This window comes from Aureivirga sp. CE67, assembly GCF_015767245.1.
GTDB lineage: Bacteria > Bacteroidota > Bacteroidia > Flavobacteriales > Flavobacteriaceae > Aureivirga.
On sequence record NZ_JADOTV010000011.1, the window covers coordinates 98928 to 120081 of the forward strand.

A 21154-nucleotide genomic window follows, 5' to 3' on the forward strand; every position below is an offset into this window, starting at 1 on the left:
ACATCCGATTTCGACTCCGCTCAATCTCCGAGTTTTTTTCTGGTGGCTGAGCGAAGTCGAAGCCACATTTTTCTTCTGGCGCAAGTTTGAAACTTATCACTAATTGTAACACACCCCTTAATCCCCTCTCGAGATGAGAAACTTATTGATTCCGGTGGCTGAGGTTCTCGAAGCCACACTTTATTCGTCCAAACTAAAAACCCCCATTTGAGAAGAAGCTCCAACTTTCTCATCAATTTCTCCAATAGGAAAAAATTCTACTTCATAATTATATTTTTCAGCAACTTTTTCAGCCCAATTTTCAAATTCATTTCTTGTCCATTCAAAACGATGATCATTATGTCTGAATTTTCCATTTTCCAAACCTTCATATTTGATATTGTATTCTTTATTTGGTGTTGTTAGGAAAATTTTCTTAGGTTTTGCATGTTCAAAAATTGCTTTTTCAAAATGTTCCAAACGACTTTCTTCCAAATGTTCAATAACTTCTACAATTGCAGCAGCATCATAACCCGAAAAACGAGTATCTTTATATAAAAGGGAACTTTGAAAAAGAGAAATTCTTTCCAATTGTCTGGAATTTAATTTATCAAAATAGATTTTTTCTTTAGCAAAAGATAGTGCGTTAAAAGAAACATCTGTTCCAGTGATTTTTTTGAATTGTGGTTCTTTGATTAATTTCTTCAATAATTTTCCTTCTCCACAACCTAAATCAATTACGCTTGAAACATTACTTTCTTTCATTTTTCTCAAAACAACATCTAATCTTTCTTGATGTAAAGTCTTTTTACGAATTTTTTCTTCTTTCGAAATTTCCTCCGATTCTTCCTCCGAATCTTCTTCTAAAATCTGATACATTTTATTTTGTAAAGATTTAAAACCAAGAAAATATCTATTTGAAATCAAATCTTTCAAAGGATGATTTGGAAGCCAGTTTTTTCCTTTTTCTAAAAGTTTTTTCACTTCTGCTTCACCAACATAATAATGTTTGTCAAAATCTAAAACAGGAATTAAAACATAAAGATGTGTCAACAAATCTTGAACTGTAATTTCATTTTTTAAAGTCACAGAATAATATTTACTTTCTCCCCAATTGGTGAATTTTTCATCTAAAATATGTCGTTCGATTTCTAGAGAATAGCCAAGAGGTTCAAACAAATCATGAATCAATTTCTCACCACCTTTAGGAGCAGAAACTACAGAAATTGAAATTTCAAAATTGTATTTTTTTGAAACTAACTCGGGTTTATTATTACATTTCCCATTTAAAGCAGTAGAAAACATTTTAATAATTGCCGAACTCAAAAAAGAAGAAGCGATATAAGGTTTGTCGTTTACATATTGTTGAAGTGAGAAACCTTTTCCAGAAAGATTTCTTTTTCCACGAACCATTTCAATCGGATCGATATCCAACATTAAAGCGATTGTAGTCTGCTCTTTACTTACTTCAGGATAAAAAACGTGCGTTTTTCCAACAGTGATTTCTGAAGTTTGAAATTTATCAGGATGTTTGTGAAATAAATAACTTATTTCTTCTGCATTTTCATCTTTAGCTGTTATCGTTAATAACATAATTCTTTATTTTTTGACAAAGCTAAAGACGAAGTGTGCAGTCTTTTTGCGTAGTTAAAAATTACTATTTAATATTTTTTCACTCATAATTTTTAAACTTTTATGAACCCTGTTATTTTAATTGTTAAAAAATATCGATAATGTTATATTTGTCGAAAAATCAAAAAAATGTCAGAAATAAGATATCTAAAAGGAGATGCTACTTCACCACAAGCAAAGGGAAATAAAATTATAGTACATATTTGTAATAATATTGGCGGTTGGGGGAAAGGTTTTGTTTTAGCAATTTCTAAAAGATGGAAAGAACCCGAAATTGCTTATAGAAAATGGCATCGAGAAAGAGCAAAAAATGATTTTGAATTAGGAAATGTTCAATTTATTCAAGTAGAAAAATATATTTATGTTGCGAATTTAATTGGACAACAAGGAACAAAAACTGGAAGTAAAGGAGTTCCCGTTCGTTATGAAGCTATAGAAAAAGGTTTAGAGAAAATCGCTCTTTATGCAGCAGAAATTGATGCTTCGGTTCATATGCCAAGAATTGGTTGTGGTCTTGCAGGTGGAAAATGGAATAGGATAGAACCTTTAATAAATAAAACTTTAATTGCCAATAACATCAAAGTAACAGTATATGATTTTGATTAAGGTCAATTTATTTTTTTAGATAGATTTCTTATTGAAGCTATTTAAGAATAAGGGTTTAATTTTCAATCAGTTAAATATTCATTTTTTTCTTGATAAAAAAACGAACCAAAAAAATCAAGACTTGTATTTTTAAAATCAAAAATCTACGAAATTTGAAAAAGACGAAAAAAACTCGCTATCACTCAGACAGTTTTTCGTCTATTTTTTTTCAAAATTCTTGATTTTTACAATTTTAAAAATAGGTCAATTAAATTTCGGTTAACATTTTAAATTCATAAAAAATAGTATAACTATTTAGACATCAGATTATTGAAATAATATTGAAAAATGCTTTTAAAACAACTTCATTAATTCAAACGATTTGATCAAATAATTAAAAAAATAAAGTCGAAAAATAAAGTGATTTTGCTTAGTTAAATTTTTTACTAAAATAGCTGAGAACCATTTTTGGATTTTAAAAAATGACTATTTTTAATAATAAACTTCTTTATTTTCTATATTTTTAAACCAAAAATCAAAATGTTTAGGAATTTCAGTTATTTATTATTCTTGTTTGTCTTCGTTAGTTGTTCTACAAATATTCACATAAACAGTAAGATTAATTCCAATATTGAAATCGTTGATATAAGTTCAAAACAATTAAAGTTCATGAAAAAATATTCCAAAATGAAATCTCATGATTGGAGTAATTTAATGTTGGATTCTATCTACAAACCACACTTTAATGTTCTAGAACCGTATATCGGAAATGAAAGAGAATTTCTAGATTGGATGCATTATGAAAGAGATTATATTTTAAAACAAACAAATAAAAAAGACAACTCAAATCTGATTGAAAAAGTAAAAAAACAATTGTATCAAACGTCTTTAGAAATGCAAAACTTCACAAATTATCCGATTTATGGAAAATGGGTTGTTTTGTTCGGATCTGGAACAGTAGATTTGGGAGGTTTTGATGATGGAACTATGCTGATTGATCTTACACATGATTCTAATAAAAATTTGGACCATATCTTCAAAATGTTACCTCATGAAATCAATCATCAGATTTATAGTAATTTTTTAAAACAAGATGAAAATAAAGTTTTACATCGAATAATTGGAGAAGGATTTGCTTGCTATGTTTCGTATAAGTTTAATAAAGAAAAAAATCCGATTTACGAAGAACTAATTTTTACCAAAAAAGAATATGAGTTTTGTAAAAAGTTTGAAAAAGGAATACTACATATTTTAAAGAAAAATTACAAATCCAATGATGAGGATAAAGCAAAACAATTGACGGATAGAGAACATCATTATTTAAATATTTATCCTGGAGCTTTGGGATATTATATAGGTTTCAGAATTATTGAAGAATACGTGAAAATTCATGGTGAAGACTCTTGGCGAGATATTTATCAGATGAAACCAATGGAAGTTTTAAGGAAAAGTAAGATTATAGAAATTGAATAATTTTAAACAAAAATTTAATATTAGAGCATAATTTTTTGTTGAATAAAAACGTAACTTAAAGTTTGTTAAATTAATGTAAATCAGTAAGTTGTGTTTTATGAGAAATGTTGTGATAGTGAATGATACGTGGACTTTAGTGAATGGGATTTCTACAATTTATCTTAATTTATTAGAAGAGTTTAAGAAGCAAAAAGATATCAATTTTATTTTTGTTTACCCAAGTAAAGAATACGAAATTAACTATTTAGAACAAAATATTATTGAATGTGGTTTAGCATTAAAATTTAAACTAAAAATTCCTTTTTATAAAGATATTACGCAGGGAGTACCAAGATTTAAATGGTATTCTTTTTTGAAAAATAAATTTGGAGATATAGATATTATTCATCTTGCTACTCCAGGAATGATGGGGGTTTATTTTGCGAATGTTGCAAAGAAAAGAGGAATTCATACTACAGGTTTTTATCATACTTTTATGCCTTTGTTTGCTAGAAAATATATGCCAAATAGTTTTCCTTTTCTCAAAAATATGGCTTATAATATTTTTAAAAAAATTGATCAAAAAGTGTATGGAAATTGTAAAGAAATTTTTTATCACACTGAAGAATCAAAAGAATATTTAAGTACTTTTTTGAAGGATAAAAAATATATACCTGTTACAGAATTTATTCCTACCCAAAAGTTTTTAGCATACAATCAAAATAACACGAAAGATATCAATCAAGAAAAAACGATCACTTTTGGATATATTGGTCGATTGGCTAAAGAAAAAAATATTGAACAAATTGTAAAATTAGAATCTTCATTTAAGAAAAATAATATCCGATTTGTTTTTATTGGTGATGGCCCAATGACAACATATATTAATGAAAATTCTGAGTTAGAAGTAACCGGTTTCTTGAAAGGAAAAGCACTTTTTAAACAAATACAAGAGTTGGATTTTAATGTAATTCCAAGTGCAACAGATACTTTAAATATGACTTTGTTAGAAGCTGCAACACAGAATGTTCCGTCTATTGGCTTTAATAATTCTGTTCCGAGTAAATTAATCGAAAAATATAATTCTGGATATACTTATGATTGTTTTAAAAATCCTACTTGGCTAAAAGATTTTAGAGAAGAAGTTTCACAAGAATCTTATACTAAATTACAGCAAAATTGCTCTAATTTAGTACAAGATGTTGATATTTCTAAAGGAAGTGAAAAATTATTACAAGTTTGGAGAAAACCAAAACCTAAGATTGTAAAATTAGCTTAGATTTTTAATATATTTTTTAAATGTTATTTTTGTTCTCTAAATACTAAAAATGACAAAAGAAGAAAAAGATCTATGGAAGAAAATTGTAGATTTTGAATTAGATGATCCAGATTCAGATTACAATTTTACAGATAAACTTTGCCGTGAAAATAATTGGACTTATGATTTTGCAATTCGTGCTATTTTAGAATATAAAAAATTTATTTTTCTGGTTTGTATTTCGGATTTTCATCTAGCACCGTCAGATGAAGTGGATCAAGTTTGGCATTTACATTTGTTGTACACATATTCTTATTGGACAGAAATGTGTAAAGAAATTTTGAAAAGAGAAATACATCATGGCCCAACAAAAGGCAAAAATGAAAAAGAGCATTTTACAGATTTATATGAAGAAACGAAAGAGAGATATCGAGAGGTTTTTAAATTTGAACCACCAATAGATATTTGGCCAAGCAGTCAGGATCGTTTTCATTATATACATTTTGTAAGAGTGAATATGCATAAGAACTGGGTTGTTCCAAAAAAAATATTTGAAAAAAAATGAAGTTATTAAAAGAGTTAAATAGTACAGAAACCCTTTTCTTAATGAATCCGAACAAAGTATCTCTAAAAGATTTATTGAAATATACTTTGATCGATTTAGTATACAAAGGAGTTTTAGAAATTAAAATTGTAAGTAGAAAAAGTCATCCGTCTGATAAATATGTAAGAAATTATGTATATGTGAAAAGAGGTGTAAATTTTGAAAATTATAAAAGTTTAAGCTATGAAAGAAGGTTTTTAAAATATTTTGATGATGAATATTTTGAGAAAATGCAAATTCGTTCTTATTTAAAAGCAATTCATAAAGGTATAGATTCTGATGTGGACTTTAAGTCTGAAATTCAAGAATCTGAAAACTTGAAAAAGTATTTTGGATCGTTTAAAATTAATTTATTTGGATTATACTCTTATTTTATAAGAACTAATGATGGTTTTAAAAAATCTGAAATTATAGATAGAGAACTTAAAAGATTAGAGAAAATCATTAAAAATCCAAAAGATCATGTTTCTGATGATTTGGCAGCTTGTTTGTTAGTTGGTGCAAATATTTTACTTATCGAAGATTTTGATCAAGAATTATTAAATAATTTTCACGAATTCATTAGCTTAAATTCTGTTGACTCTAATCTTGGAAATATAGATATTGATTTACTTTTTACTTCGTTAAATGCTATAACATATAAAAATGTTGGAATTTATTTTTCAGCTGGATGTTCCAGTGGAGGTTGCGTTAGTGCTGGATGTGGAGGCTGTTCAGGTTGCGGAGGCTGTGGTGGTTAAAATTATAAAAAAACTCTCTAATTTCTATTAGAGAGTTTTTGGATTTAAAAACATATTACAAATCAAACTGACTTTTCATCATATTCATGTAAGTCGAGTCATCCATTTTTTTTCTTGCGTCTATAAGTTGCTCAGCATCGTTCCCAACTACATATCTCATTTGATCAGATTCGTCCATTGCAGCTTTGAATATCGTTTCTGCAACCAATTCTGCTTCTGAGCTACTAGAACCTAAACCACCAAAAGCTGTTAATATTTTCGTAGTAAATTCTTGATATTCTTCTAAGCTTTCATCCAGATTTAAATCAAAAGAAGTAGTAGCGAAATTTGTATTAATAACTCCTGGTTCGATTAATTTTACCTTAACACCAATTGCATCTAATTCATAAGAAAGGGCTTCCGACATTCCTTCAACAGCGAATTTTGATCCATGATAAAGCGTTCCTAATGGAAAAGTTATTTTTCCTCCCATAGAAGAAACATTCATAATGATACCAGATTTATTTTGTCTAAAATGAGGTAGTAATTCTTTTATAACCATTAGAGGTCCAATTATATTTACTTCCATTTGTCGTCTAATTTTTTCTTCAGATGAAGCTTCTAATAATCCGTAAGAACCGTATCCTGCATTATTTAATAAAACATCAATTTTACCAAATTTATCAATTCCATCTTTTACTGTTTTTTCTATCGTTTCAAGTTTGGTAACATCCATTTTAGAAACGAAAACATTTTCTAAACTATTTAATTCTACATCTTCCTCTGGATTTGTTCTAATTGTCGCAATTACATTCCAACCTTTTTCTTGAAAATATTTTGCAGTCGCTCGTCCGATTCCACTTGAACAACCTGTAATTAAAATTGCCTTATTCATTTTGATTATTTTTTTAATTATTAATTGATAAGACAAAATTATTGCAGCCAAATTCTTTTTTTGAACACAAAACACGGATAGTTGAACACAAAACGTGTTTTTAATTTTTTTATTAGACTAAAGGAACTTGTTTTTTTGTTTAATTCAACTCTCTATATTTATTTGGCGAAATTCCAGTTTTCGTTTTAAAAAGTCTACTGAAATAGTGAGGATAATTAAAACCAAGTAAAAATGCAATTTCAGAAACCGAATCTTCTGTAGAAAGTAAAAGATGCTTGGCTTTATCAATCAGAAAATCATTGATATGGTCTTTTGCACTTTTTCCTGTTTCTTTTTTTAATAAATCACTTAAATAATTATCCGAAAGATTTACTTTATCAGCTAAATAATGCACGGAAGGAATTCCTTTTTCAGCCAATAAACCAGATTTATAATAGTTTTTCAACATAGATTCCACTTCCGAAACAATGGATTTATTTTGTGTAGCTCTCGTATTGAATTGCCTTTCATAAAAACGCAAACAATAATTAAATAAAAGCTCTAATGAAGAAACAATTACTCGCTGGCTATGATTATCAATTCGCTCATTATATTCTTCTTTAATATTCTCCACACAATCCGTCAAAATCTTCTTTTCTTTATCCGATAAATGCAGCGCTTCATTTGCTTCATAAGAGAAAAAAGAAAACTCATCGATATGATCTCCAAGATGTGTTCCTCTAATCAAATCGGGATGAAAGTAAAGCATCCAACCATTTTCTGTATCAAATTCCATTTCAGATTTTGCAGAAACCACCTGACCTGGAGAAGTGAAAACTAAAACTCCTTCTTCAAAATCATAATTTCCTCTTCCATATTGAATTCCGCAAGAAGCACTTTTCAGACCGATATAATATAAGTCTAAAGTTACTTTTACATTCACCATTTCTTTGGTTATTTTCAGTTTAGAAACATCAATAATCGTAATCAACGGATGCTTTGGTTTCTCATAATCGAAAATTTCATGCATTTGCGTGATCGAATCGATTCTTAAAATTTCATTTGACATAATCCTTCTTTTTTGCATCTTACAAATTTCTTGCTTTTCGATGATTTTTTAAAACACAAATCACTTTTATGATTACACAAATTACAGAAAGATATTTTAAAGAATATTTTATTTTTTTAATTCCTTTTCATAAAGATTGTAAATAGAAAGTGGAAGTTTTTTCTCTCCAACTTTTTGAAAACCTAAATTTTCATAATAATTACAAAGTTTTGGGTTTTTAGAATCTGCATCTAATCTTAAGTATTTACAGTTCTCTTTTGTAGCTAAAAATTCGATGGATTCAATAATTTTTTGACCAAATCCTTTTCCATTAAATTCTTCTCTGATTACAAAAGAATGTATGTATTTTGCTTTTTCAATTTGTTTTCCCCAATACAATAAATCTTCGTTCATAATTCTAACCATTCCGATATTTTGCTGCATTGAATCGTAAATAAAGAAAAATTCTTTTTGATAAATTCCTTCAACTACCCAATTTATTTTTTCTTTCGGTGGATTTTTCCAATATTGCCAATGATCCACATTCTTTTTATCAATTTTTTCCGCAGATTCTTTAAATAATTCTAGGACTAGATTTAGTTCTTCTTTTTCTATTTGTTTAAAAGTAAAATTCATTGGATAAATATATTCTTTTTTTAGATAATTATTTTTATTAAAAACGTTGTTTTGGTTTGATTTTTGATAATCAATTTGTTAAAATATTGTATACTTAAAAATAGACTTGATGAAAACAAAAATACTTTTAATTATTTTATGTCTACCTTTTATATCAAGTTCTCAAACAGTCTCAAAATTTGAGAATTTTAATATCAAAACATTTAATGGAAGTTTTAATCATAAGATTAACAAAAGAAAAATTCCCCCAACAGAATTTCTTCAGAATATTAATCAAATATTTCATTTATCGGATGATTATAGTTTTCAATTAACTTCAGAGAAACAAGATAAACTAGGTTTTATACATCAAAATTATCAAGAATATTTTCATGGCGTAAAAATCGAGCATGGAATTTTGAAATTACATATTAAAAACGGAATTCTAAATTCAATAAATGGTAATATTTATGATTTAAAAGAAGCTAATTCCACTATGAAAATTTCAAAGAATAAAGCTTTAGAGTTAGCTAAAAATCATTTGAAAGTTACTTCACTTATTCAAGAATATCCTATAGAAACCGTTTATTTAAGAATTCAGGATCGAGAATCAGTTTCTTATAAACTAACACATAAAGTTCGTATAGATTCGAATAAACCTTTTGAAATGTGTTATGTATATATGGATGTAAATTCAGGAGATTTACTTCAAAAACAAAGTTTATATTATAATGAAGATATTGAAGGAACTACATACACTACTTATAACGACTCTCAAACTATTATATGTGATTCGCATAACGGTTCGTATAGGTTAAGAGAAGAAGAACGAAATATTGAAACCTATGATGGATCTAATGGGGAAGAATTATTATTAACTACAGGTTTAGTTGGAGCAGAAGATTTGGTAAATTCAACTCCAAATTGGATATTGTTTGGAGTGCAACAAACAGGAATGGATGTTCACTGGGGAGCAGAAAAAGCTTTTGATTATTATCTTGAAAAATTCAATAGAATAGGGTTTGATAATGAGAATGGAAAAATAAAACAATATGTAAATCCACCTCATTATCAAGAAGCTTTTGGAAATACGCAATTAAATGCGAGTGCTTATGGACCACCTTATAATTTTTTATTTTATGGAATGGGGAATGGGTCATCACATAAACCTCTTGTGTCTTTGGATATTGTAGGTCATGAATTTACACATTTAATAATAAGTAGTTTAGAAGACGAAGGTTTGATTTATCAAGGAGAATCAGGTGCTTTGAATGAATCTTTTGCTGATATATTTGGAACAATGATTGAATTTTATGCAGATGGAAATCCGGACTGGAAAATTGCTGAAGATATAAAAACTGTTTGGCCAGGTTTTTTTAGAAGTATGAAAAACCCAAAATTAGGTCAATATCCTGATACATATTATGGAGAAAATTGGCTAGATCCTAATAGTCCATTTGATTATGGAGGAGTTCATATAAATAGTTCAGTTCAAAATTTTTGGTTTTATCTGTTAAGTGAAGGTGGTTCTGGCGAAAATGATTTAAATGATTCCTTTACTGTAGAGGGAATCGGTATGGAAGATGCTGCGAAAATTGCTTATAGAAATCTTACAACATATCTTACGCCAAATGCAACTTTTTACGATTCTTTTTTAGGGTCACTTCAAGCTGCGGAAGATTTGTTTGGTGAAGATTCTCAGCAATATCAATCTGTTTATAATGCATGGTTTGCAGTAGGAATTTATGAAGGTATGAATGATGTATGTAATTCGGCAGGAGTTGTCTTGACAGAAGAAAGCGGTACATTATCAGATGGCTATGTTACTTATTTACCAAATACATCTTGTACTTGGTTAATTGCTCCTCCAAATGTAAATCAAATTACTCTAAATTTTACCGAATTTAATACAGAATCAGGGAAAGATATTGTAAAAGTTTATGATGGTAAAAATGCATTAGCTCCTCTTTTAGGTACTTTTTCTGGAGATGAAATTCCAGAACAACTTATAACAAGTCCTGGAAAAGGAAAAATGTTTATTCAATTTATAACAGATGATACTTCAAATTTTAGTGGTTGGACAGCGAGTTATAATACAGGATTAAATACAGAAGAATATAATTTTTCAAATAAAATCACTGTATATCCAAATCCTGTGGAAGATAAGCTAAATATATATTCAGAGATTAATGAAGTGGTAACATATAAAATTATTGATTTATATGGTAAGGAAGTTATTTCAAATAAAAATTTAGAATCAGGAAAAAATACAATCAATTTAGATAATATTTCATGTGGAGTTTATCATATTTTATTTAAGAGTAAATCTCAAAAGTTTTCAAAGAAAATTTTAGTTAAATAAAAATATGATTTTAAAAAAACCGAGATTATCGATCTCGGTTTTTCATTATTCTTTAATTCTTGTACAACGTTCTCCTCCTAAATATAACGGGTTTCCATATTCTTCGGACCAAAAACCATCTAATATATCTTTAGTTAAACAATGGTACACAACAGTTCCTTTATAAACCAAAAGATCTTCTCCAAAATAATGGAAATTGATAACTAAAATATTATTCTTAAAAAATCCTTCACCAAACTGTTCTTGTTCTCCAATTTGCCAATGTGCTTGAACTCTTCTTGTCTCATCTAGTTTTAATGTAAGAATTCCTTTGTAGCTGCTGTTAGTTCCGTCTTGATTACTTCCTTCTAATAAGTATTTTCCCTCTAATTGTTCTAATTTCATTTCAAATATAAATATCCACAAAGATACAGAAGTGCTGTATATTTATTAAAAAAGTATATTAAAGAGATGTTTTTCTTTTAACTTACTCCAAATTATTTCACTTCATTTTTTAAGTATTTGTAATTTTTTCATTCAAAAATAAAATTTAAAGTCATTTTGTCATAATATTAACGAATCTTCAAGACAAATTGACTTGTTTAGTTTGTAATTTTAAGTAGGAATACTATTTGACTAAGTTGTTTCGAATAAAAACACGGACTATGAATTTTAATAATTATACAATCAAATCACAAGAAGCCATTCAAAGAGCGCAATTATTGACGCAAGAGAATGGACAACAACAAATAGAAAATGCACACATTCTAAAAGCAATTTTGGAAGTGGATGAGAATGTAACAACATTTTTGTTTAAAAAACTAAATGTAAACGTTACACTTTTAAATCAAATATTAGATAATACAATTCAAAATTATCCGAAAGTTTCTGGAGGACAAGTTATGCTTTCTAGAGAAGCAAATAAAACATTGACCGAAGCTTCGATAATCGCTAAAAAAATGAACGATGAGTTTGTAACTATCGAGCATTTAATTTTAGCAATTTTAGATACAAAAGATACAACTTCTCAGATTTTAAAAGATCAGGGAGTTACAAAAAAAGACTTAGAAGCTGCAATTCAAGAATTGCGTAAAGGTTCGAATGTACATTCACAAAGTGCAGAAGAATCGTATAATTCTTTAAGTAAATATGCTAAAAATTTGAATCAACTTGCAATTGACGGAAAATTGGATCCAGTAATTGGAAGAGATGAAGAGATTCGTAGAATTTTACAAATTCTTTCTAGAAGAACAAAAAATAATCCAATGCTGATTGGTGAGCCAGGAGTTGGTAAAACAGCAATTGCAGAAGGATTAGCTCACAGAATTGTAAAAGGAGATGTTCCAGAAAATTTAAAGGATAAGCAAATTTATTCTTTAGATATGGGAGCTCTGATTGCTGGTGCAAAATATAAAGGAGAATTTGAAGAGCGTCTGAAAGCTGTTGTAAAAGAGGTAACTTCTGCGGAAGGAGATATTGTTCTTTTCATCGATGAGATTCATACATTAGTTGGAGCAGGAGGTGGACAAGGAGCAATGGATGCTGCGAATATTCTAAAACCTGCTTTAGCAAGAGGAGAACTGAGAGCAATTGGAGCAACAACTTTGGATGAATATCAGAAATATTTTGAAAAAGATAAAGCGCTTGAAAGACGTTTCCAGAAAGTTACTGTAGACGAACCAGATGTAGAAAGTGCGATTTCAATTTTGAGAGGAATTAAAGATAAATATGAAACGCATCATAAAGTTCGAATCAAAGATGAGGCAATTATTGCTGCGGTTGAACTTTCGCAAAGATATATTACGAATCGATTTTTACCAGATAAAGCAATTGATTTAATGGATGAATCTGCTGCAAAAATGCGTATGGAAATCAATTCTAAACCAGAAGAATTAGATGTTCTAGATCGTAAAATCATGCAGATTGAGATTGAAATTGAAGCAATCAAAAGAGAAAATGATTCGAAGAAACTTTCTAGTTTACAAGAAGAATTGGCAAATCTGAAAGAAAAACGTAATACCATCAATGCAAAGTGGAAAAGCGAAAAAGATGTAATTGATCAAATTCAGGCTGCAAAAGAAGAAATTGAACATTACAAATTAGAAGCAGAAAAAGCAGAGCGTGAAGGAAATTACGGTAAAGTTGCAGAGCTTCGTTATGGTAAGATTAAAGAAGAACAAGAAAAATTAGAAAAGCTTCAGAAAGATTTACAAGAAAATCAAGAGAAAGCTTTGATAAAAGAAGAAGTTACAGCAGATGATATTGCTGAGGTTGTAGCAAAATGGACTGGAATTCCTGTACAGAAAATGTTGCAAAGTGAGCGAGAAAAGCTTTTAAATCTGGAAGTAGAATTACATAAAAGAGTAGTAGGGCAGGAAGAAGCAATTGTTGCTGTTTCGGATGCTGTTCGTCGTTCTAGAGCTGGATTACAAGATAATAAACGTCCGATAGGTTCTTTCTTATTCCTTGGAACAACAGGAGTTGGGAAGACGGAGTTGGCAAAAGCGCTTGCAGAATATCTTTTTGATGATGAAAATGCATTGACAAGAATTGATATGAGTGAATATCAAGAAAGACATGCGGTGAGCAGATTGGTTGGAGCGCCTCCAGGGTATGTTGGTTATGATGAAGGTGGACAATTGACGGAAGCTGTTCGTAGAAAACCTTATTCTGTGGTTCTTCTAGATGAGATTGAAAAAGCGCATCCGGACACGTTTAATATTTTATTACAAGTTTTAGACGAAGGAAGATTGACAGATAACAAAGGAAGATTGGCGGATTTCAGAAACACGATTATCATTATGACATCGAACATGGGAGCTGAAATCATTCAAGAAAACTTTGAAGATTTAGATATGAATAAGCGTGAAGCTGTTACAGAATCTACAAAAATAGAAGTTTTAGGATTGTTGAAACAGCGAATTCGCCCAGAGTTCTTAAACAGAATTGATGAGGTGATTATGTTTACGCCATTAAATGAAAATGAAATTTCGGAGATTGTTGGATTGCAATTAAAAGGAGTTTCGAAACTTTTAGCGCAGAAGAATATTAAGCTTGAAGTAAGTGATGAAGCTTTAAAATCGCTTTCTGAAAAAGGATTTGATCCGCAATATGGAGCAAGACCTGTAAAAAGAGTGATTCAACGAGAAGTTTTAAATGAACTTTCTAAAGAGATTTTAGCTGGAAAAGTAACTGGCGAAAGTAAAATTATGTTAGATGCTTTTGATGATAAATTGGTTTTTAGAAATGTAGAGTAAAAGAGAGATATATTAAGTAATAGTTTTTAGTTAAGTTTGGGAAAAGAGGTCGTTTTTAATGACCTCTTTTTTTGTTTATTATATTGAATTGTTATCAAGTTTTCCTTCGATTAGTCTTTCGTATATTGATAAAATATCTTTTGGTAGTTTATTATTTGTATAAATATGATTTTCATTTTCCATAGATATATTATCTTGTTCTATTACGATTCTTAAACATTCAGAAATTATATACCAAGCAATGTTTTTATTGTTGAAATCTGCAATAGGTTTAGCAGTATATGGTAAACCTGTAAATTTACTTAGATTAAATTCCTCTGTTCTCCATTGACAGTAATCTAAAAATATTGGAACAATCCTAAAACTTTTATCTTTTTTATATCTTTCAAAGGCTGGTTTAATTTCATATTCTTGAATATAAGGTGTATTCATAAAATTAGGGCTAACCATAAAGCAAATAATATCAGATTCATCAAAATGTTTTTTAATTTCAGCACTCCATTCTGAACCTGCTTCTAATTCACTACAATACCAATCGGATACTTTTCCATTTAGATGAAGTGCACTCAAATGCTTTTTAAATTCATGTATATATTTTAAATCTTGTTTTGAGTAAGAAATAAATATCTTTTTCATTTTATTTTTTTGTGATAAATGTTTTTTGAAATCGCTTAATTTTAAGTTTTTATTATCATACTTAAAATTTAAAATATTTTGTTTTTGATATTTTAAAATTTCTTCTAATGGAGCAAATTCGTTATGTATATTTGGAACTAATTTAGTGTAATCATAAAAAACACTTTCATCTTCAATATAATCAATAATGGAATTGAAAAAATCATTAGATTTATTATTGTTTTGTTTATATATATCAACAAAACATCCATTTTCAGATATTATAAACTTAATTAATATTATTTCTATATTTCTTTTTAAAAGAATTCCGTTTTTCCAAAAATAGTGGCTAATTTCATTTTTAAACTTGTTAAATATATCAAATATGAAACTTTTATGTATATATCCTTCATATTTATATTTAACATTTGGGAATTTTTCTTCGTCTAAAAACATATTAATAGAATCATCTGGTTCTTTTGGTAAATATAAAGGAGCTATAAAGTTTTTAGTATTAGGTTGTTTGAATAATATTTTTTTATCAATTAAAAATACTATTAAATCAGTATAATTGATTTTATTTGAATATATACCAATATTTGAATTTAAGATTTCTTTTAAATTATTTTCTTTAATAACTCCATTATATTCAGGGAAATATTCTATTGTTTTTTGTAAAATACTTAAGATTGTACTCCTTTTGATAACGAATCTATCATTAAATGAAATATTTAATTTTAAACTTTTTTTATTGAGGATAATTTTGTCTAATTGAATTCTTGTCGAAATATTTTTTAAACCTTTATATAAATTTAAAGTTCTATTATTATCAAAAAAATGAATAATTACACTTAAATCTAACAAATAGACAATGAAATTTTCTATTTGTTCATTTGTAATATCAGATTTATTTTCCTTGCATAATAAAATAAACTCATTTTTATCAACAATAATTTTGTTACTTTTTAATATTCTATTTTTTAAAGTATTATAATAGTTTTGAATTGGTGTTGAACTTATTTCAAGATGATTAATATTTTGAAATAATAAGTCTTTAAAATGATTTGTATTTCTGTAATTTTTTATAGAGAAGTTTGTAAAATCAAAAATAAAAGGAAACTTATCAAATAATTCTGAATGATTTAGATGTAGAATATTTTTAATAGATGAGACTTTGTTTTGAACTACAAGTGTATTAGATTTAATTTTAGATTTAACATCTGTTATTTTATTAACTCCTTTTTCTTCATTTGTTATTTTATCATAATCATAAAGAGCTATATTAGTTTGAAATTCTTTCTTTTTGAAATAATAGAGAATAGAATCGAGCCAATATTCTAAAGGGAAGTCAACAGTAAATGATTCTTTTATTTTGCCTTTATATTTCTGTTTTAAAGGTCTACTATCATTATATTTATGTGTTTTTTTATCCCATAGAAGTATGAAAATAGAATTTGGACTATAGATTAAATGATGTGTGTCATGGTAAAAATCATGGCCACCAATATCAAAGAGGTTTATTTGATATTCAATATTTTTTTTAGGAATTTTTAATTTTATTTGGAATTCTTCTAACCATAAAGTAGTTTCAATATCTTTTTTATATTTTTTGTTTTTAAGATAATTTGCTAATGTTGATTTACCTACTTCACTATTTCCTATTAATATAACTTTAATTTCTCTAATATTATTGATTTCTTCTTCTTTTAGATTAGAAATTTCATTTAATTGCTGTAAGATATGTTTTGAGCTTTTATCAATTAAACTTGACGTGAAATTATCTAACAAATTATCAGCGATATTAATAGTATTAATATTCCATCTAGAGTTTTTAATTCCAATTTTATAAATCAAATCGATTAAAGGTTTAACATCCTTTATTTTATTGCTATGTAAATCTAGTGTTTTTACATTAGGTATAAATTTTACAAAATCTAAATTTTCAATTTGATTGCTACTTAAATTTAATTCCTCCAATTTTTCCATTGTAGAATTAAAATCTAAATTTTTAATATTATTGTTATTTAAATAAAGTGTTTTAAGTTTTTGTAACCCTTCAAAACTTGGAATTTTTTCTAATTCGTTATTGCTAATATTTAAATATTCTAGGTTTTCAAGACCATTTAAAACTTCAATATTTTGAAAATTGAATTTATTCCAGTCTTTATTTTTCCAATCACCTCCTAAATGTAATTTTTTAAGTTTAGATAGATTTTTAATTTCTTCTGGAATATTACCACCTAACATATTTATTTCTTGAAAATTTCCTATTTTATTGTGTGTCCATTTGTTATTTTCATATTTAGCACTTTCATTACACAGCTGAAGTTCTTCTAAAAAATGTTTTGTTTCAAATATTTCAGGGATTTCATAAAGACTTGTTAAATTGCAACTAGAGAGAGGTAAGTATGTTCCTTTATTGTCAATACATACTTGAATAAATTGTCTAATTTTTGATAAATAATCACTGAAATGATTGAAAATGATTTTAAATAATCTTTTCTTAAATAATACACTATGTTCATCAAATAAATTGATTGAAATAACTTCTCTTAATTTGTTTTTATAAAAAGAATTTATTTTAAAAGATATGTTAGTATCTTTTTCATTATTGTGAGAAAATACAATTGTGTTATTAAGATTAATTTTTTTGTCTAGTAAAAATGATTCGTTTTCTAATAAATAATTATTTCCATCTATAATAAATATTAAATCATGATTATTAATATATTCTTCACTTAATCTATCAAAGCTTTCAAAATAAACATCAAAATCAGTTGTTGATAAAGAAAAATCAATTCTCCATTTTTCTTTTAATCTAATGTTATTTTCATGATTACTTTCTAATACCTTAAATTCAAAGTCTTTATTTTTAGAAAATAAATCAGGTATATAAAAAAATGAGTTTAAATTATTATTATTTGAAATAATCCATAATCTTCTTTTAGAAGTTATATGTGTAATTTTTGGTAATGACATTATTTTAATTTATGAATGAGTAAATGATAGATGTAATTATTATTAATAATCCAAAAAATACTCTGAAAGTTTCAGAAAATATAGAAGAAATCCAAGTGTTTTTTTCTTTATTATATTCAGAAACATTCATGTTAAAATCGATATCATTCTTTTTTTTAGCAACAGTTTTATATAAACCTCTATACTGTCTTTCTTTTGAAAGAAAATAACCGTCTAAAATCCAAAAAAGAATAATTATCAAATAAGAAACATAAAATAATTCCTTTTCAAATTTTCCAGATGCTATTAGAGCAAAAAGAGCTGAAACTAAAGTTACAACCCAACCTTTAATCATAAATGAATTTGAATTCATTCTCGCAATAACGTTTTGAATAAACTCTAAATGTTTTCTTTTATCTTCTTCCATTGTATATAATATTTTTATTTTCACAAATATAATTTTATATAGTTAATATTTGAAAAAATGAATAATATAAATGTTAATAATTTATGTTTAAATATTGAGTTTTGTCTATTTGAAAATAAAAGGTTGTAAAATATTATTCCCAGAAATAATCTCAATATATTTACACAATGAAATATAGAATAGAAGATGAAAATGAATTTTGATATTGATAAAATTGTAAACTATTTACAAAAATATACTTCAGATTTAGAAGATTATTACCAATGGTCGGTGAGTTTGAAATCTTTATATAAAATAGTAGAACTTGGAGTTATTTCCAAAGAAAAAGCTTTAGAGTTAGATGCTTTAAAACCTTATGAAAAAGAAGTGCAGTTAAAAGCTATTTTGCAACCAATTTTGCTGGAATCGTATCAAAATAATTTTCCTTTTTTCCAAGAATTAGGAATGTGGATTGTACGAGATTGGGGTGGAATCAGAGCTGCAAAAATGGAAGATACGATTGCAACGGTAAAAGATGTTTTAGAGAAAAACAAAGCGCCTTTTAAAAGAGTGGCGAGTTATTCGAAGGTTTGTACATTTATGAATCCAAATAAATATTTGATTTACGACTCGAGAGTTGCCTATTCTCTAAATTGGATTTTACTTTCTCAAAAGGCTGGAACTATTTATTTTCCGATTCCAGAAGGTAGAAATTCCAAAATGTCAGCATTTGATATGAAAGTTCTGATTCGTTTGAAGCATAAAGAAAATTATCAAGTAAACTCGATTTCTGAAATTGATAAACGTTTTATTTTGAACCGTGACAAATCATTATTTATTCCACAAAACGAAGCTTATAAAGAAATGTGTCAATTGGTGAAAGAAATCAGTTTGAAACTTTGGAATACAGAAAAAGCAGAGAAATTATATTTTACAGAAATGCTTTTATTTTCTATCGCAGATTCTTTTGTGATTGAAGATATTGTGAATTCGGATTTGTTTTAAAATGAAATATTAATTAAAAATCAATTCCCCTCTTGAGAGGGGCAAGGGGTGTGTTAAAAAATCAAAAAAGAGAAAAACAACTTCAAGAGCCTGAGTCACCAGTTGATATCTTAAAGATTGAGGAACTCGAAATCGGATTTTCATTTGAACGAAAACTGAGATTTGTAAAAAATAAAAAACTATGAGATTATATTTTAAATGTTCTGATTGTGGAAACGAAAGTCCATTCCCTTATTCTGCAAACGATAGAGTAAGTTTAGCACAAGAACATAATTTGCAGAAGATTTCTTGTCAACATTGTTCTAAGGTTTCTAATTTTGATTATAAATTAGATTCAATCAAAGCCGAAAAAGGTAAAACAAATAAGATTATTATTTTATTACTTTTTGTAATTTCAATTGTTGGAGAATATTTTTATTTCAAAACTTATTACCGTTCAGATCTAGAATATTCTATGCAAGGTTTTATGTTTGGAGCAATTCTGATTTTAATTGTACCCGTTGCAATTGCTAGTATTTTAAATAAAATAGAAGAAAAGAAAATTAGAACTTTTAATAATTATAGAACTGGGCATTAATTAAATTTTGGAGTTTTACTTTTGAATAATAAGATTTGTTTTTGGTAAATTAGACTTATTATGATTCATTTTTGTATTAATATTTACAGATTGTCAAATTCCTCTTTCGAAAATATGGTTTTCAAGTTCTTTAATTTTTCTCAAAAATCGAAGATTTTCTTTGTCTTTCATAATGAGTGTAGTATTTTAATTACGTTAAGGAATTCTGAATCCTTGTAAGAATTTTAGTAATTAAAATACGGTTTTTTGACCTTGTTGTCAAAAAAACACCTTTTATGAAAGTGTCCTTTTTTGGTTCGTTTTTTGGACAAGCAAAAAATGAACAAGAACGTGAATAAGACAAAAAAGTTTACTGTGTTACTAGAAATTTATTAGAATTTAGCAGCCCTGACTTTCAAAGATGGTTAAAGGTGTGTTTAAAAAATAATTAATTATGAATATAGTTTGTTTTGATATCGGAACTACCAATTTGAAAGTGGTTTCTATTTTGAATGATAAGAGTTTAAAAAAGACTTTTACAACAACAAATCCAGAAAAAATTATAGATGTATTTTGTGCAGAAATTCATTTTGATAAAATATTAATTACAGGAACAGGTTCGAATAAAATTGAAAAGAAAGGCAATTATATTTTTATTAATGAGTTAGAAGCTAGTGCACATATTGCAAAAACAAAAAGTTTGGATTCTTGTATTATTGTAAATATTGGTACAGGAACTTCTTTTGTTAAATATGAAAAAGGCGAAACAACGCATTTGATCGGAACAGGAATAGGAGGCGGGACACTTCTTGGACTTTCGCAAAGATTATTAGGAACCAATTCTAGTTTTGAAATAGAAAAGCTTGCAGAAAATGGGAATCTGAATGAGATAAACATCACAGCAAATGATTTGTTTGAAGAATCATTTAGTTTTTTGAAAGGAGATATTACGATTTCAAATTTCGCTAAAAACTCTACAGAGACAAATAACCTAGCAATTGGAATTTGTAGTTTGGTTGCTGAACCAATTGTTTCCATTTTAAAAGCACACTTGGAAAATATGGATTCTAAGAAAGTTCTTTTTTGTGGCGGAACTACCGAAAATCAATCAATACGTTTAATTCTTGAAAAATATTCGAAATTATTTGAGTTTGATTATCACTTTTTAGAAGATCCGATTTATGGAACTTGTTTGGGAGCGATTTCTTTGTGTCAAAGTAAATAAAACTCATAGAAATAAACTGTGAGTT

17 protein-coding genes are annotated in these 21154 nt (G+C 27.3%); 10 read left to right on the forward strand and 7 right to left on the reverse strand.

Annotation, left to right across the window (positions count from 1 at the left end):
• Positions 1 to 180: 180 nt before the first annotated feature.
• The gene (locus I0K12_RS13560) at positions 181 to 1572 is read right to left on the reverse strand and encodes a 3' terminal RNA ribose 2'-O-methyltransferase Hen1 (protein WP_196888668.1); all 1392 of its coding nucleotides are present in this window, start codon (positions 1570 to 1572) and stop codon (positions 181 to 183) included.
• Between the two features lie 168 nt (positions 1573 to 1740).
• Between I0K12_RS13560 and I0K12_RS13565 the strand changes: the two genes are divergently transcribed.
• The 5 genes from I0K12_RS13565 (at position 1741) to I0K12_RS13585 (ending at position 6250) form a co-directional block, all read left to right on the forward strand.
• Complete coding sequence (locus I0K12_RS13565) at positions 1741 to 2217, forward strand: macro domain-containing protein (RefSeq protein ID WP_196888669.1); 477 nt, start codon at positions 1741 to 1743, stop codon at positions 2215 to 2217.
• Between the two features lie 648 nt (positions 2218 to 2865).
• Positions 2866 to 3669 (forward strand): DUF2268 domain-containing putative Zn-dependent protease, encoded by an 804-nt coding sequence (locus I0K12_RS13570; protein WP_196888670.1) that lies wholly within the window; start codon positions 2866 to 2868, stop codon positions 3667 to 3669.
• 97 nt (positions 3670 to 3766) lie between these two features.
• Positions 3767 to 4927 carry a glycosyltransferase gene (locus tag I0K12_RS13575; protein WP_196888671.1) on the forward strand — a complete coding sequence of 387 codons (1161 nt, stop codon included), beginning with the start codon at positions 3767 to 3769 and terminating at the stop codon, positions 4925 to 4927.
• A gap of 49 nt (positions 4928 to 4976) precedes the next feature.
• Positions 4977 to 5471 carry a glycine-rich domain-containing protein gene (locus tag I0K12_RS13580; RefSeq protein ID WP_196888672.1) on the forward strand — a complete coding sequence of 165 codons (495 nt, stop codon included), beginning with the start codon at positions 4977 to 4979 and terminating at the stop codon, positions 5469 to 5471.
• On the forward strand, positions 5468 to 6250 hold the full coding sequence (locus I0K12_RS13585) for a hypothetical protein (protein ID WP_196888673.1): 783 nt from the start codon (positions 5468 to 5470) through the stop codon (positions 6248 to 6250). Before I0K12_RS13580 ends, I0K12_RS13585 begins: the two co-directional genes overlap by 4 nt.
• Positions 6251 to 6305: 55 nt before the next feature.
• Here I0K12_RS13585 and I0K12_RS13590 read toward each other — a convergent pair whose 3' ends face one another.
• The 3 genes from I0K12_RS13590 to I0K12_RS13600 all read right to left on the reverse strand — a co-directional run bounded on the left by I0K12_RS13590 (position 6306) and on the right by I0K12_RS13600 (position 8787).
• Complete coding sequence (locus tag I0K12_RS13590) at positions 6306 to 7124, reverse strand: SDR family oxidoreductase (RefSeq protein ID WP_196888674.1); 819 nt, start codon at positions 7122 to 7124, stop codon at positions 6306 to 6308.
• Between the two features lie 139 nt (positions 7125 to 7263).
• The gene (locus tag I0K12_RS13595; RefSeq protein ID WP_196888675.1) at positions 7264 to 8172 is read right to left on the reverse strand and encodes a helix-turn-helix domain-containing protein; all 909 of its coding nucleotides are present in this window, start codon (positions 8170 to 8172) and stop codon (positions 7264 to 7266) included.
• A 108-nt stretch (positions 8173 to 8280) separates the two neighbouring features.
• Positions 8281 to 8787 (reverse strand): GNAT family N-acetyltransferase, encoded by a 507-nt coding sequence (locus tag I0K12_RS13600; RefSeq protein ID WP_196888676.1) that lies wholly within the window; start codon positions 8785 to 8787, stop codon positions 8281 to 8283.
• 109 nt (positions 8788 to 8896) lie between these two features.
• Between I0K12_RS13600 and I0K12_RS13605 the strand changes: the two genes are divergently transcribed.
• Entirely contained in the window at positions 8897 to 11128 is a 2232-nt protein-coding gene (locus tag I0K12_RS13605; RefSeq protein ID WP_196888677.1) for a M4 family metallopeptidase, read from the forward strand.
• A 45-nt stretch (positions 11129 to 11173) separates the two neighbouring features.
• Here I0K12_RS13605 and I0K12_RS13610 read toward each other — a convergent pair whose 3' ends face one another.
• Positions 11174 to 11512, reverse strand: a complete 339-nt coding sequence (locus I0K12_RS13610) for a hypothetical protein (protein ID WP_196888678.1) — start codon at positions 11510 to 11512, stop codon at positions 11174 to 11176.
• A 260-nt stretch (positions 11513 to 11772) separates the two neighbouring features.
• Between I0K12_RS13610 and clpB the strand changes: the two genes are divergently transcribed.
• Complete coding sequence (gene clpB / locus I0K12_RS13615) at positions 11773 to 14364, forward strand: ATP-dependent chaperone ClpB (protein WP_196888679.1); 2592 nt, start codon at positions 11773 to 11775, stop codon at positions 14362 to 14364.
• A 78-nt stretch (positions 14365 to 14442) separates the two neighbouring features.
• On the opposite strand, the gene I0K12_RS13620 is transcribed toward clpB, so the two are convergent.
• Both I0K12_RS13620 and I0K12_RS13625 read right to left on the reverse strand, forming a co-directional pair.
• Complete coding sequence (locus tag I0K12_RS13620) at positions 14443 to 17958, reverse strand: leucine-rich repeat domain-containing protein (RefSeq protein WP_196888680.1); 3516 nt, start codon at positions 17956 to 17958, stop codon at positions 14443 to 14445.
• A 4-nt stretch (positions 17959 to 17962) separates the two neighbouring features.
• A complete protein-coding gene (locus I0K12_RS13625) occupies positions 17963 to 18388 on the reverse strand; it encodes a hypothetical protein (protein WP_231372765.1) in 426 nt (141 codons plus the stop codon).
• A gap of 162 nt (positions 18389 to 18550) precedes the next feature.
• On the opposite strand from I0K12_RS13625, the gene I0K12_RS13630 reads away from it, so the two are divergent.
• From I0K12_RS13630 to I0K12_RS13640, 3 genes are all read left to right on the forward strand, one after another.
• Positions 18551 to 19348: a hypothetical protein gene (locus I0K12_RS13630; protein WP_196888682.1), complete on the forward strand. Its 798-nt coding sequence runs from the start codon at positions 18551 to 18553 to the stop codon at positions 19346 to 19348.
• Positions 19349 to 19529: 181 nt separating this feature from the next.
• Entirely contained in the window at positions 19530 to 19925 is a 396-nt protein-coding gene (locus I0K12_RS13635) for a hypothetical protein (RefSeq protein WP_196888683.1), read from the forward strand.
• 433 nt (positions 19926 to 20358) lie between these two features.
• The gene (locus I0K12_RS13640) at positions 20359 to 21129 is read left to right on the forward strand and encodes a hypothetical protein (protein WP_196888684.1); all 771 of its coding nucleotides are present in this window, start codon (positions 20359 to 20361) and stop codon (positions 21127 to 21129) included.
• Positions 21130 to 21154 lie beyond the last annotated feature (25 nt).

Coding starts and splice junctions, on each gene's coding strand:
- I0K12_RS13560 (WP_196888668.1), bottom strand. CDS start 1,572: ATGTTATTAACGATAACAGCTAAAGATGAAAATGCAGAAGAAATAAGT.
- I0K12_RS13565 (WP_196888669.1), top strand. CDS start 1,741: ATGTCAGAAATAAGATATCTAAAAGGAGATGCTACTTCACCACAAGCA.
- I0K12_RS13570 (WP_196888670.1), top strand. CDS start 2,866: ATGAAAAAATATTCCAAAATGAAATCTCATGATTGGAGTAATTTAATG.
- I0K12_RS13575 (WP_196888671.1), top strand. CDS start 3,767: ATGAGAAATGTTGTGATAGTGAATGATACGTGGACTTTAGTGAATGGG.
- I0K12_RS13580 (WP_196888672.1), top strand. CDS start 4,977: ATGACAAAAGAAGAAAAAGATCTATGGAAGAAAATTGTAGATTTTGAA.
- I0K12_RS13585 (WP_196888673.1), top strand. CDS start 5,468: ATGAAGTTATTAAAAGAGTTAAATAGTACAGAAACCCTTTTCTTAATG.
- I0K12_RS13590 (WP_196888674.1), bottom strand. CDS start 7,124: ATGAATAAGGCAATTTTAATTACAGGTTGTTCAAGTGGAATCGGACGA.
- I0K12_RS13595 (WP_196888675.1), bottom strand. CDS start 8,172: ATGTCAAATGAAATTTTAAGAATCGATTCGATCACGCAAATGCATGAA.
- I0K12_RS13600 (WP_196888676.1), bottom strand. CDS start 8,787: ATGAATTTTACTTTTAAACAAATAGAAAAAGAAGAACTAAATCTAGTC.
- I0K12_RS13605 (WP_196888677.1), top strand. CDS start 8,897: ATGAAAACAAAAATACTTTTAATTATTTTATGTCTACCTTTTATATCA.
- I0K12_RS13610 (WP_196888678.1), bottom strand. CDS start 11,512: ATGAAATTAGAACAATTAGAGGGAAAATACTTATTAGAAGGAAGTAAT.
- clpB (WP_196888679.1), top strand. CDS start 11,773: ATGAATTTTAATAATTATACAATCAAATCACAAGAAGCCATTCAAAGA.
- I0K12_RS13620 (WP_196888680.1), bottom strand. CDS start 17,958: ATGTCATTACCAAAAATTACACATATAACTTCTAAAAGAAGATTATGG.
- I0K12_RS13630 (WP_196888682.1), top strand. CDS start 18,551: ATGAAAATGAATTTTGATATTGATAAAATTGTAAACTATTTACAAAAA.
- I0K12_RS13635 (WP_196888683.1), top strand. CDS start 19,530: ATGAGATTATATTTTAAATGTTCTGATTGTGGAAACGAAAGTCCATTC.
- I0K12_RS13640 (WP_196888684.1), top strand. CDS start 20,359: ATGAATATAGTTTGTTTTGATATCGGAACTACCAATTTGAAAGTGGTT.